Below are 12,737 nucleotides of genomic sequence, written 5' to 3' on the forward strand. Positions count from 1 at the left end.
TGACTTGAACCTCTTGCTAAGCAATAGCAGTGACTTTAAATAGAAGTCGGCTATTGGCTGACATTTTTTGATAGATTGGCGCTGGAAAAATCACCCCTTTGTGTACGCTCAACGGTGGTGTGTAATGCTGCCTCGAACAGGTCGGTGGCATCATCCCAGGTATAGCGAGTAGCTGTAGCATATGCTGCATTGGACATTGCTTGCCACTCAGCATCACTAAGACTCAACACTTTAACTAAGTGCTTGGCGAGGGCATTGTGATCTTCAATAGGCACGAGATAGCCGTTAACACCATTTTCAATAATATCTACAGGACCACCAACCTGGGTTGACAATACAGGGCAGCGACAAGCCATCGCTTCTAAAGGTGGCAAGTGAAACCCTTCGCTGCGACTACCACATAACCAAACATCACAACTGGCGTAAATATCTTTGATACGGTTTTGTTGGGGCTGTTGGACATACTCCGTACCCTTGGGCAGTGGTAAATCTGGTGATGGGCTATTATTGCCAAATGCTACCAAGCGTAAATTGGGAATTTCCTGTGCAGCTAGGGCAAAAGCTTTAAGACTGATGTCGCATCCTTTCCAATAAATGGGAGAATACAACATGCCAACAGTAGGCATAGATTGTTTGCCACGGGGTGGTGCGTAAAACTGCTTGGTATCTACACTGTTTGGGATCAAGGAAACATGACTATCGCCATATCTATTTTGCATCAAATCAAGCAACCACTTTGAGATGGTGATTTTGTGCAAGGGCAGAGAATAAGTAGCCTCTACTCTGTCTTTAGGCAAGTAGTCGAAAACTTCGTGATGCTGAATGAAATAAGCTTTTGCTCCCTTAGCCTCCGATAGACTCGCTACCCACTCGGCAGTTGTCCACCAGGTTGCTACAACTAGATCAGCATCAGGTAGATCATTCTCAACTACTGGCGGTAGGTGATCAATAATTTTATGGGGGACATCTACATTATCCAGATGTGAAGGGCCTGGTTTGGGATCAGTCGGCCAACCATTGCCTTTAAGCAATGATTTGAACTTCTCTTTAACCTTCAAAGGTGTACGAGGTGTTGAAACTACGCAAACTTCATGACCACGGCGCTTCAAGTGTTCTGCATAAATAGCCACGACACGAACACCTCCAGCCATGCTAGCGTGTGGAAGAACGAATGTGATTTTCACGGATTTAAAAACCTGCTTTTTGAACTAGAGTTACCGCACATAGCAAAGGCAAGCACTTTCCAAGATTCCAGAGAGATCGGGTTTTTCTTGACTGCCAACAGAGCGTGCTTTCTGGCGGTTGCTAGGTAACCAGCATTTAATGACCACCAAGCCCATTTCCGATGGAGTGCGTCTATCGGGTACTGCTGTTGTTCGTTACTATTCAGAGTGGTTGGTAGTGCAATAGCTCTGCGGCAATGAGCTTCTTGGACGGCTAAATCCCTGGTTTGCGTTTGCTCAAGGCGATGACTGTTACCAATACTATTCGGATGCATCCTGTACTGCAACAGTATGTCTGAAAGATTGGCGAGTCTGCCAATTTCTGCTAATCGTAGAAATAGATCAAGATCTTCGGAGTGTTTCATCTGTTGACGATAACCACCAATGTTTTTTAACGCATCACGGCGTAGCATAACTGCCGGATGACAAATGGCTCCTCCCTTACCCTTCATATGAGCATCATCAATTTCTTCATGACTGGTTTGTTGGGAAAATAGACTAATTGGCCAACCTTCTGGATCAATTAATAAAACCTGCGAACCAACTGCTACATAGTCAGGATTTTCTTCAAGGAAAGCAACTTGTTTAGCAAATCTTTCTGGCAAGGCAATATCATCAGCATCCATGCGAGCAATATAGCGCTCATTTGCATAATCAAGCCCTTCATTAAGCGTGGCTATCAATCCTTTATTACTGCGGCTGATAATTTTAATACGCTTATCCTGCTTCTGAAACTCTTGCAATATCGCTTCAGATTGATCGGTAGAGCCATCATTGATAATGAGAAATTTAAAGTCACTGAAAGTTTGGTTCAGAATACTTTCAACAGCTTCACGAAGGTAAATCTCCGCATTATAGACGGGCATCAATACCGATATACAGGACATTTTATTATCTTTTCCTCTCTTGTTTTTTAATTAACTGGGTTGTTGGAACATAAAAGTCACTTTTTACAAAACATGATTGTATTTAACCCTACTATCAAAAATCTTGAAATATCATCCAGCAAACATATTCATTAGCCACAGACCGCCTGCAATAACAGCTACTGAACCCAGAACTCCTAGAGCATCTAATTCTGGTATCCAGAGGGAATATCTTCTGTAAACTAAGACTTGAAATGGGTATAAAAGGACTTGGGAAAAAGCAATACCACAAATTAATCCCGTATTGCCAGCAAGAGTACCACCAACAATCATTCCACCCAATAGTAAAGTGGATCTGATAGCTAGTATTTGCATCATCAAAAATGAATTTCCATATGCCAGATAAAAAGGACCAATGTCCGTAGCCATGGGAACAATCCATCCTGCTGCAAGAATCTGGAGCATCCAACCCGCATCTTTATATCGGGGATCAAAGAGAAAATCAATAATATTTGGACCAAGAATAACTAAAAACCAGAGTATCGGAAGTAAAGCAGCCATCAGAGTGAGCCTGACTTTTTTGACTCTACCCCGTAATTCTTTAGGATGAAGATAATTTAGCTTTGAGTAGATAGGGAAAAGTACCTGTTGTTTAATTCTTTGGTAAATTTGTTCAACAACTTGTGCAATTTGGTAAGCATAGCTATAGACACCAAGAGTGCTTAGACTCATAAATTTACCAAGGATCAGTCGATCTGACTGGTTTATGAAAAAAGTCATCATGGTGCTGATGAAGATCCATCTACCAAAGCGAAACAGAGACTGTGCCGATTTTTGATCCCAAGTTAAGCGGTGTTTGATGCCAGTAAGCCAGAAGTGACTCGACAACATCTTGATCGAAGAAGCAGTCATGCCACCTGCAACGAGTGCCCAAACACTTGGGGTAATCAACGCCCAAGTCACCATAACTGTGGTACTTCCTGTTTGTGCTGCTATTTCGATTACTGTCAGCCGTCCGAGTTCTAGGTTACGGTTAGCAGTGAATAGGGAAGTAGAGTTAAACCCTGCTACAACAGCACTTAAGCTGGCTACGGGAATTACCCAAACTAACTTGGGTTCATTATAAAACTGAGCGAATGGCCAGGCAGCAATACATGCACATAGCCATAGGGTGATACCTCGAAATACCTGGATTGTCCAGGCAGTGTTGAGAAAAGTGGGGTCGTCTCCGCGCTTACTTTGAATAATACTTGGTCCGATGCCGATGTCCGAGAATAAGGCAAGACCAATAATCAAGACATTGATTAAGGCCATAAGACCAAAATACTCTGGGACGAGCAAGCGACTCAGGACTAAATTACTTCCGAATCGGATGACCTGACTCGCCCCATAGCCAAGAAAAGACCAAGCTGCACCACGGATGGCAAGTTTTTTAAGTGATGACATGATTGCTTTTGCGAGTGGAAAAACCAGATACAGGGAAAATCACTTGATATTTGAGCATTAGCTATTCCTAGTAAGGGGAATACTGGCAGAGTTTGCACCTGGAAGTGGTGCGTTGACTACGAATTGACCTGGCAATGACTGATTAATCTCAGACCGGAATAGTACTGCCAACTTACTGGCTTCTACAGCTACATCATGCTGCCTTACGACTCGCTCAGCACCAACTTTTCCCATTTGCTCTAGTACTTCCACTGGTGAGAGCAATACGGCACGCATTGCTGCCGTTAAAGCTTCAACTGAGCCTGCTGGCACGAGCCAACCACAAGTGCCAGGATCCACCAGTTCTGGTATACCAGCCACATAGGTACTGATGACTGGACGGCCCAAAGCTAAGGATTCCATAATCACTACGGGCAAACCTTCAGCAAAACTGGGCTGCACCATTGCCCGTGCCGCCAAAATCTGTTCTTGAACCTCGTTACCACTTGCCCAGCCAGTAATTTCAATATGGTCTTGCAGACCAAGCCGTGCCATCTGGGCTTCAATCTGGGATCTTAGAGGTCCATCACCAACGAATACCAACTTAAACTGCAAACCTTCAGCGGCTAGTTGACCAGCAGCTTCAATTAACAGCAAGTGACCTTTTTGTTCACTCAACCGACCAACACAAACCAAGCGTGGTTGTTCCGGTATGGGGGTGTAATCTTCAGTTAAAAACATCTTATCCACCCCACAACGTATCACATGAATTTTTGACCACTGTTGGTGGTCGCACCAGCGATAAAGTTGACTCTTGCCATAGGAACTAATTGCCACAACAAAAGCAGCCCACTTAATTTTCTCTTCTAAGGCAAGAGTTTGACATTTATCAAACTCTTCCGGGCCGTGGACAGTGAAGCTGTAGGGGGGACCGCCCAGCAGATGACACAACATTGCTACAGTTGTTGAGTTTGTCCCGAAGTGGGCATGAACTTGTGTTATGTCCACTTCTGAAAACCAACCCAGAAGAACGCAGGCTTCAGCTAAGTAGGCTAGATGATTGACAACACCTCGATCTGAACCCCAGCCAATTTTGAGCGTTAACCACAAAACTCTCAGAAAACGTACAGGTCTGGTTAGGAAAACACGGAGCAGACTAAGTAACAAGCCTACTATCCCAATTTCTAAAACAAATCGAGTTTTCTCCTGCTCTAACTTGTCGGCTTCGTCAACTAGCTCAGCAGCACAAGAACGGAGTGAAAAACGGACAACTGTAACACCACAGGCTTCTAGGCTGGCAATTTCTCGCCGGATAAAGCTGTGACTTACTTTAGGATATTGATTAACTAAATAAGCAATTTTCATTCTCAACTCAGAGAAACAATATTTATTTGAGTTGGATATAGAAATCTGGATAACCAGACAGTATAGAACACACACCCTTGGATAAACATAAATAGGATAGCTAAAGATTTTTATCCTGATGCTGAACCCATTTTTTCGTATTCTTTGACTTCTTTGCTTATTTTCCTCGCCTGAGGTGAGGTAGTAAGCGATGAAGGTTTGACACGATTGGCAACTACACCAAGAATTGGCAAACCAAAAGTATTTAATTGTTCTAGGGTTTTCTGGACTAAAGATTGCTTGGTTTTGTGAATTGCCACAACCATTAATATCCCGTCTATATGATCTGCTAAAAAGCTAGCGTCTGTATAGTCAAGAAAATTGGGTGTGTCATAGATAACCAAGTCAAACTTTTCTTGAAATTTCTCCTTTAAATACTGCATCTTGTCAGATGCCAGAAGTTTGGGAGAATCTGGTAAGTATTGACCAGAGGTTAACACAAAAAGATTATCTGTATGGGGAGATCGCTCAATGAGATCGTTGAGAGCTAGTTTGTTGTCCAGAAGGTCGCTTAGTCCCTCAAAGTTTTGTAAGTCTAACCTGGTGTGGAGCTGAGGTGAACGCAAGTTGGCGTCCACTAGTAGGACTCGTTGACCCATAGCTGCTGCTGTTTTAGCCAAGTGCAAAGCTACAGTAGACTTACCATCCTCAGGTGTAGGTGAGCCAACAACTAAGGAACGAATTGGTGAAGTTGAAAAACGAAAACGGATATTGGTATAAAGAGAGTCGAAGGCTTCCAGAAACAGAGGGCTTTTCTGAGGTGGAATCATCCCCAGCAAAGGCAATTTGGTGGCATCTTCTAGATCTTCGGTACTGTAGAAGATATTGCGAGACTTCTCATAGACTAAAGCTACTCCCATACCCAAAAATAGACCCCCCATTACGCCCATCAACAGCAGCTTACTAGCACTACCAGCTTGTGGTATCGGATTACCTGTAGCATCGCGGGAGATACTGGGATCGGAGACTAGTTCCCAAGGTACTTCGGTTTGAGCTGCCTCAACCCGTAAGCTTTCTCGTTGAGTTAACAAGTCATTGAGTGTCTTGGTAGCAAGATCGAGCTGCCGCTGTAACCTATTGTACTGATTAGCAATCGCCGGGAATTGATTGGCTTGTTGCTCAAAAGCATTTTTGGCCTTGGCAAGCTCTTGATTGCGAACTTCTAGTACCTCAATTTGGTTTCTGGTATCAACCAGTCTCTGAATCAGGGTGATGCGAGTCGGATTTTGGAAAGATAGCACTTGGGGATTAGTCGTTGCTGTTAGATTCTGCCCTAAAATCCGCTGTGATTCCTTGCTTAGTAAATTTTGTAAGTTCTGTCTTTGCTCCTGTAGAGCCTGAATTTCCGGGCTACCAGGCTGGAAGCGAGCAGACTCTGCCGCAATCTGACTTTCTACATCCTTAAGCTTTGCTAATAGGTTATTATAGCTAGGATCTTCACTCAAAGCTGAAGCGGCAATTGCTTCCTCAGGACTTAGGCTTAATTGTTTTTGTAAGTTGACGTATAGTGTCTTTTGCTCTTGTAGCTCTCTTTGGGTAGCTAACTGTTCGTTAGTGATTTCACGAACTCGGGTGTACAAATCTTCACCCTGCACTGTTGGGTCAATCAAGTTGTACTGCTGTTGTACTTTTTGGAGATCTGCTTGCAGCCCATCTACTCGTTTTTGTCTCTCAGGTAGTTGCTCTTCAATGAACTCAATACCTTGACCAATGCTGGTCTTGCGCTCCTCAAGACTGTACTTTAAATATTTATCGGCAGTTTTCTCTATAACCAACTGAACTAAGTCTGGGTCTAAACCTTCATAGCTCACTTGCATGATCTTGGTTTTTCCGCCAAACTTTGCTGAATCAAGGCGTTCGACTGTTAATAAACCCGTGAGCTGACCTATATTAAAATCGGGATACTGAGTTTGAACTTCCTTGACTATGTCAGATAAAGTTCCAGGACCCGTTAAGATTTCAAATGTGGTAGAGTAATCTAGTTCAAAAGCTCGATCATCGACTCTTCCTTGATTACGAGCTAGTGTACTTGGGTCGGCTAGTTTTTGTTCAGATGTTACCGGTTCGGCGAGAAGCTGAAAGCTCCCTTTATATGAAGACGGGGATCTCGAACTCATCAACGCCGCTGCTGCGGTAGCTAGTGCTGTAATCCCAGCAATCAAGAGGACTCTCCTCTGGACTATCCTTAATAACGGGGCCAGATTTAGTCCCTTTTGAGGCGGGGCGCTTAACTCAACTTCATCATCTAATGGTAGTTGCTGCTGCAACTGTCTGCCCTGTTTGCTAATTGATAAGATTTGAGAGTCTTGTTCTTGGTTCATTTTGGCATACACCATTTTAGCTAAATCGCGGAATCCCCCGTGATCTGAACGCGGTTAATAACAAACATATTGTTGTGCTTGTGGCTGCAAGCTCTCGTGATTTAATGAGGAGTTGCAACCACTATAACCTTTTAAGATTGACCACTCAGAGTTGTCAAATTTTGTATAGTTCGTTCCCTTGCACCTTCTAAAAAAATATGCTAGTCATTAGCAGCCATACTTTTATCTAGCCAAAACCTTTGACTAGATAAAATGTTCAAGTTTCCGGGACACAAAAAAACATCTCCTTAAAGTTTGCTCCTCAACTAACCACAAAGATAAACCTTATAATCAATATTCTGCCTTACAAGTGTTACACCCGGATAGTTTACCTGGCTATTTAGCTAATAACTTTACTATATCTATAATTAGTCAGTAAAAAACGCACAGTATAGTATAGAAAAATATTAATTTTAGACTGCTGTATTTATTCCAAAAAATTATTTCTCCCCTAGCTAACTGAAAAATATTCGGTAATATCTCGGCTGACGTAGTTCGAGTTGCCTTAGTTTCTGGGTAACTAAGTGAAGTAAGATAACCAATAAGTTACTCGGGAGAAGTCAAGATTGAAAAAAGTCTAGCTTCAATTTAACTGAACAGCTTGCTCAGTTAAATTGATTGATAGCCACAGACTTAAACTTGCTGACATTTTCACAGCCGCTAAATCTTCACGATATCTTCAAAAATTTCTCAGCTACAGAACTCTACAAAATTGACCTAGTTTCAGATTTTACCGGGCTTCCCAATTGGTGAGCGACGATTCCCCCTCTAGACAGTTATGACTTTTACTACCGAATGATAAATCACTGGTAACTCGAAACAACATTCGAGGATTTCTGATTATTTTTTCGAGTTAAGTAGGACAGTAAGACATTTTCTAGATTGAATACATCTGTCATTTATCCTCGATCTGCCTCAACAGTTAAGTTGTTACAGTAATTTAGCTGATAACCCTAGAACAATTGCACGGTATTTTCTGAGCAGAGAACTACTACCTAGGTTATTGACAAAGCTTGCAGTCAGCTTATCTGAAGGACGCAATATATCCTTTAACTTTGTTAAGGCTAATCCACAGACAGTTTTGTTTGACTGCAGTACTTTGGCTAAAACTCGTACTTACCAGTGTTAAACTAACATATGTTAGTTGCTTATTTAAAAATTCTTAACATTTAGTATGCTGCGCTAATAAGAATAAGCCTTAATATGACTTAAGGTATCTTGGTAGGATAAAGAGAGATGGCAAAAGTGGTTATCTCAGTGTTTATAGAGGAAGAAGTCAGAAAAGGATTGAGGCAATTAGCCGAGTCCGAAGAAAGATCCCTATCCCAGAAAGCTGCAATGATCCTCAAGGAAGCAGTAGAAAGGGCAAGAGAAAAAGGGAAGCTTCCATCGGAAGAGTCTTGAAGCATTCTTGTTCAGGGTGATAGCTTAACTATGAGAGGAAGAAAAAGCGTCTCCCAGCAGAGCCACAGAAAAGGTCAACTCCCCATCTTCATCGAATCTCTTCTCTGATCGGTAACCATTAACGATGAGGAGAGAATTGTTATTCAAAGTTAAAAAATAGAAAACCACCTTAGGAAACATAGGTGAAAAAACCCGCATTCTTTAATTGCGTGGTAAGTAACAGCTCTTTCAATGTGCCATGTCTCATAAGGAACTTTAAGTGTAAGTAAAGACTGTACTATAACAGCAATGCAGTAAGTAATGCAGTACTGCTATAGTGCAGTAAGTAATGCAGTATTTAGAACTGAGAGAAATGGAAGATATCTATCGAGTTCATGTGATCTTGTCTTTCTTAAGTCAAGTCTTTTGACGTTACTAATCTTACAAGACAACCCATATCACTGAATTTTTAGTGGAAACCTTGATTGCTACTGAATAAATTTGATTCAAAGGTCGGGGATCTCCGGAAAATCATAGCCTTATCAACAACACCACTTTTTCAGCCAAGACGAGTCAAAACAATTCTTTGCGCTAGAGAGGGTTTCTTTAACCGTGGGTAAGATTATTGGATTTATCAATCAAAAGGGAGGCTGTGGTAAATCAACTACGGCAGTACATTTCGCTTACTGGCTAGCCATCAACAAGAAAAAGAAAGCACTACTAGTAGACGCCGATGCCCAGTGCTCAAGTTCAGAGTGGTTGTCAGGTATGGAATTGTCAATTATCTATCAGGTAGTGCAGACACCAGATGATCTGCTTGATCAAATACCAGAGCTAGCTTCCCAGTGTGACTTACTGGTAGTTGATGGTCCTGCCAGTTTAGCGGAAGCAACTAGAGCTATTTTATTTCGTGCTGACTTAGCCATAGTTCCAGTACAGCCTACCGGAGTGGATTTGCGCTCGGCTTCTGATGCAGTGAGATTAATTAAACAAGCACAGTCGGTTAGAAGTGGTTCCCCGAAGGCAGCAGTGTTTGTCAGTCGAGCGGTAAAAGGCACCAAGCTCAAAGATGAAGCGTACGCACTCCTGAGCAAAACTCCAGAAGTAACTTTGCTCAAGACAGTGATTCATCAAAGGCAAGCGATCGCAGACACTTCTGGTCAGTCAGCAACAGTTTGGGATTTGCCTAGTCGCCCAGCTAAGGAGTCAGCGCAGGAATACGAGCGATTATTTAAAGAAATCTTGGCTTTATTATGAATCCCCGAAAAAATCGAAAGTCTCTAGATGATGCTCTGGCACGACAGTTTATTTATGGAGAGCAAGAGCATCAGACAACAGGCAAAGCAGCACCAGAGGAAAAAGTAGCCGACGAACTGCGACCAATGCCTGCACTTGCTGATACCGTTAGTGAAGTGAATGCACCTAACACTGAAGATAAACCAAAAACACAACGCATCACAAAAAAAACATCAACAACGTCAAAGCTGATGGATAAATTCCAAACCCCACCTAAAGAAGCCACAGTGCGTTTTACGGTAGATTTGTCAGTGTCAATGCATCAGAAGTTATCTATTTTGGCTGCAAAAACAGGTAAAAAGAAGGCGCAAATCGTCAGAGTTTTGTTAGATGAAACTTTAAAGGATGTAGAAGTTTAATTATAAAAATCACTCATTTTTTATTAGTCAAATTACTTCTTAATTTTGGGATTTGTGTTTTCGTTGAAGTATTTGCAAGCATCAGCAAATACTTAGAGAGTAGCCTGTATTTTGACAACTTGTTTAGGGGTATGTTGGAGTTTTACAACTATCCCTCATTTGTCACTTAGGGAGATAAGATGAGGAAAAAGTAACCCCACGCCCTTACGCCTTGGGAAATTGTTCCTTCAACTACTGCCCTTGTGTTGTAGATTTTTTTCCAATCGTCTGTTTCTTGTTGAACTCTGATGGATTGAAGCAGTTTATGCTCTTGTTTTGGGCGCAGAGTTAGTCTTCTAGGTTGAGAATCTGAGCGAGTACAGAGAGAACGACTGGGACAAAGTTGACACTTCCGTCTAGGAAACGCAACACGAATTACCTGATTGCCCGACTGATCCTGATAAGGAGTCCATTTTTTGGTACTCTTTTTGCCCATTGGACAGGTGACGCGCTTGGTGTTCCAATTGACCTTGAACTGGCTAATGTCGTAACCTCCTGGAATTTTAGACTGCCAACTGACATTGGGACGTACTGAACCGACCACTGCTACGCCATACTGCTTGCGACTGGTCACGAGTAGAGTGGCATCAACATAGCCAGCATCTACGATATGGTCGTCCGGGAGCAAAGCAATGGAAGCCAAAGACTCATGAATTGGTTCGGTCTGGTCTACATCGCTGAGGTGTGCTTGAGTGGTCTCGACATTATTAATCAGATGAACTTCATGATAAAAACCTCACAGTGGGAAACTAAGTACTTTAGTGCTGAGAAGAACACAAGTTAGCGGTTTTAACCGCCGACAAACTGATATAATTGCTATTAGCAATGAACCAATCACTGCGCCGTTAACCAGTCGGTAGGCACTTGGGCGTGAGATACTTCGCCATAAGGTTTGCAGTAACGTCAGGGGTCTGAAATGAACGCCAACTGGGGAGCTATAAAACGAACCTAGACAAAGAAATAGAAGTAAGGGGTTCCAGTCTTGAATCCTAGACTGGGTAAAACTTCTATGGTGTGTGTGAATATAGGTAAGCTCAAGGGAGTAATCCGGAGAGTCTAGAGGCAATTGACACCGTCTTGATGCAGAAAGCTCTCGTCTAACTGTTGATATCGGGATGAAGTATTGCATAAACACTTAACGAATTGAATGGTGAAAATAATGAGGGTGAGTACGGTTCAAGAACTGACTATAGAGTCTTTTCTTCTTCTTAAGAATCTGCGCGTTTTTAGACCGCAGAGTGTCAACGACAGTCCGACTATGTCGCTCAAACCACTCCGGGGGAACCCAGGAGCGTAACCATTCTGGGGCAACCGTAGCAATGGCATTGAGCGCAGCTCACAGCGTTTCCCCATTGCCTTCGAGTCGATTCAGGGTACGAATCGCCGCTAAAATATGGGTTGAATCGGTTTGCTGTTTACCCCTCTTCTTCAACCACCCACGCTCTTTGAATTGCTTGAGGAGAAGCTCTAAAAGTTGTTGCTCCGCTTTACCTGTAATCAGCCGTGTTCTGAATTCAGACAGCACACTGAAGTCAAAGCCAGGGTCAGTCAACTCTAACGATAAAGCATATTTCCAGTCGATGCGACTGCGAAGCGCCTCGGTCGCTTGTCGGTCTGACAACCCTTCGATAGATTGCATCACACAAATTAATGCTAATCGCCAAGGACAAATAGCAGGTTGACCATCCATCCGAAACAGAGTGGCAAAGTCCCAGTCACTGTAGAGTGTGCCAATTTCGTCCCGCATCGTTAGATATAAGTTCCCTTTGGGAAAAGCAGCTTGAGCAACTTGGCGGGTTGTGAGGGGAACTGGCTTGATGGGACACGGATGTAGAGACATAGCTGCCCTCCAAGGACAAAACTTGGGAGAAGAGGTTTTATTGCTATTGTCAGCATAGCTTTCTCCATGTATTACTCGGTAAATCAAGCTAAGGTTAAACCATGTATCACATGGAAGGCTCCAGTTGTGAAGCGAGACATTCAGGGAAAATTTACTCTCAAAAATGATGACTATCGTCAAGTTCGCACGCTCAGACTAACAGATGCCACATGGATGGCGTTAGGCATGGCAGCAGAATGCCTCGGTATAACCAGGGCTGATTTACTTGAACAGGTAGTCAGGGAGAATAATTTGACATTTCCTGTTGTGACAGGTCGAAACCCTTCTGTTTCTTCAAGTCAAAGCGTTAAACAATTGACAGCTTTAGCCGAACAGGTTCTAAGAGAGCTAAGACTTGGCAAACAAGCTCCAAGCTATAAGTCGGCTCAAAAAGCTTTAAGACGATTAATCGAATTGGCTACTACTACAACTACAGCAACAACCTCTTCCGAGTAATACAGGGATAACTCCCCTTACCCATGTATTACTTGGGTAAGGATTTT

The 12,737-nt window shown here is 42.7% G+C and carries 10 protein-coding genes and 1 pseudogene; 4 read left to right on the forward strand and 7 right to left on the reverse strand.

What is annotated here, in order from left to right:
* Nucleotides 1-50: 50 nt before the first annotated feature.
* From ACT7WV_RS25520 to ACT7WV_RS25540, 5 genes are all read right to left on the reverse strand, one after another.
* The gene (locus tag ACT7WV_RS25520; RefSeq protein WP_445105763.1) at nucleotides 51-1,184 is read right to left on the reverse strand and encodes a glycosyltransferase family 4 protein; all 1,134 of its coding nucleotides are present in this window, start codon (nucleotides 1,182-1,184) and stop codon (nucleotides 51-53) included.
* Nucleotides 1,181-2,110 carry a glycosyltransferase gene (locus ACT7WV_RS25525; protein WP_445105764.1) on the reverse strand — a complete coding sequence of 310 codons (930 nt, stop codon included), beginning with the start codon at nucleotides 2,108-2,110 and terminating at the stop codon, nucleotides 1,181-1,183. Before ACT7WV_RS25525 ends, ACT7WV_RS25520 begins: the two co-directional genes overlap by 4 nt.
* 111 nt (nucleotides 2,111-2,221) lie before the next feature.
* Nucleotides 2,222-3,535 carry an oligosaccharide flippase family protein gene (locus ACT7WV_RS25530; RefSeq protein WP_445105765.1) on the reverse strand — a complete coding sequence of 438 codons (1,314 nt, stop codon included), beginning with the start codon at nucleotides 3,533-3,535 and terminating at the stop codon, nucleotides 2,222-2,224.
* A 57-nt stretch (nucleotides 3,536-3,592) separates the two neighbouring features.
* Nucleotides 3,593-4,879 carry a glycosyltransferase family 4 protein gene (locus ACT7WV_RS25535; protein WP_445105766.1) on the reverse strand — a complete coding sequence of 429 codons (1,287 nt, stop codon included), beginning with the start codon at nucleotides 4,877-4,879 and terminating at the stop codon, nucleotides 3,593-3,595.
* A gap of 110 nt (nucleotides 4,880-4,989) precedes the next feature.
* Nucleotides 4,990-7,254 carry a GumC family protein gene (locus tag ACT7WV_RS25540; RefSeq protein ID WP_445105767.1) on the reverse strand — a complete coding sequence of 755 codons (2,265 nt, stop codon included), beginning with the start codon at nucleotides 7,252-7,254 and terminating at the stop codon, nucleotides 4,990-4,992.
* A gap of 1,260 nt (nucleotides 7,255-8,514) precedes the next feature.
* Between ACT7WV_RS25540 and ACT7WV_RS25545 the strand changes: the two genes are divergently transcribed.
* The 3 genes from ACT7WV_RS25545 to ACT7WV_RS25555 all read left to right on the forward strand — a co-directional run bounded on the left by ACT7WV_RS25545 (nucleotide 8,515) and on the right by ACT7WV_RS25555 (nucleotide 10,316).
* Nucleotides 8,515-8,682 carry a ribbon-helix-helix domain-containing protein gene (locus tag ACT7WV_RS25545; RefSeq protein ID WP_445105768.1) on the forward strand — a complete coding sequence of 56 codons (168 nt, stop codon included), beginning with the start codon at nucleotides 8,515-8,517 and terminating at the stop codon, nucleotides 8,680-8,682.
* A gap of 591 nt (nucleotides 8,683-9,273) precedes the next feature.
* The gene (locus ACT7WV_RS25550; RefSeq protein ID WP_445105769.1) at nucleotides 9,274-9,918 is read left to right on the forward strand and encodes an AAA family ATPase; all 645 of its coding nucleotides are present in this window, start codon (nucleotides 9,274-9,276) and stop codon (nucleotides 9,916-9,918) included.
* Nucleotides 9,915-10,316 carry a hypothetical protein gene (locus ACT7WV_RS25555; protein ID WP_445105770.1) on the forward strand — a complete coding sequence of 134 codons (402 nt, stop codon included), beginning with the start codon at nucleotides 9,915-9,917 and terminating at the stop codon, nucleotides 10,314-10,316. The genes ACT7WV_RS25550 and ACT7WV_RS25555 overlap by 4 nt, the downstream gene beginning before the upstream one ends.
* 166 nt (nucleotides 10,317-10,482) lie before the next feature.
* Here ACT7WV_RS25555 and ACT7WV_RS25560 read toward each other — a convergent pair whose 3' ends face one another.
* Together ACT7WV_RS25560 and ACT7WV_RS25565 are read right to left on the reverse strand one after the other, a co-directional pair.
* Entirely contained in the window at nucleotides 10,483-10,998 is a 516-nt protein-coding gene (locus ACT7WV_RS25560; RefSeq protein WP_445105771.1) for a transposase, read from the reverse strand.
* Between the two features lie 612 nt (nucleotides 10,999-11,610).
* Nucleotides 11,611-12,195, reverse strand: a pseudogene (locus tag ACT7WV_RS25565) (transposase); the annotation flags it as partial.
* 66 nt (nucleotides 12,196-12,261) lie between these two features.
* Here ACT7WV_RS25565 and ACT7WV_RS25570 point away from each other — a divergent pair.
* On the forward strand, nucleotides 12,262-12,690 hold the full coding sequence (locus ACT7WV_RS25570; RefSeq protein ID WP_463424299.1) for a hypothetical protein: 429 nt from the start codon (nucleotides 12,262-12,264) through the stop codon (nucleotides 12,688-12,690).
* The last annotated feature ends 47 nt before the right edge of the window (nucleotides 12,691-12,737 follow it).

This window comes from Symploca atlantica LB2515, from assembly GCF_052546295.1.

Coding starts and splice junctions, on each gene's coding strand:
- ACT7WV_RS25525 (WP_445105764.1), bottom strand. CDS start 2,110: ATGTCCTGTATATCGGTATTGATGCCCGTCTATAATGCGGAGATTTAC.
- ACT7WV_RS25530 (WP_445105765.1), bottom strand. CDS start 3,535: ATGTCATCACTTAAAAAACTTGCCATCCGTGGTGCAGCTTGGTCTTTT.
- ACT7WV_RS25535 (WP_445105766.1), bottom strand. CDS start 4,879: ATGAAAATTGCTTATTTAGTTAATCAATATCCTAAAGTAAGTCACAGC.
- ACT7WV_RS25540 (WP_445105767.1), bottom strand. CDS start 7,254: ATGGTGTATGCCAAAATGAACCAAGAACAAGACTCTCAAATCTTATCA.
- ACT7WV_RS25545 (WP_445105768.1), top strand. CDS start 8,515: ATGGCAAAAGTGGTTATCTCAGTGTTTATAGAGGAAGAAGTCAGAAAA.
- ACT7WV_RS25555 (WP_445105770.1), top strand. CDS start 9,915: ATGAATCCCCGAAAAAATCGAAAGTCTCTAGATGATGCTCTGGCACGA.
- ACT7WV_RS25570 (WP_463424299.1), top strand. CDS start 12,262: ATGTATTACTCGGTAAATCAAGCTAAGGTTAAACCATGTATCACATGG.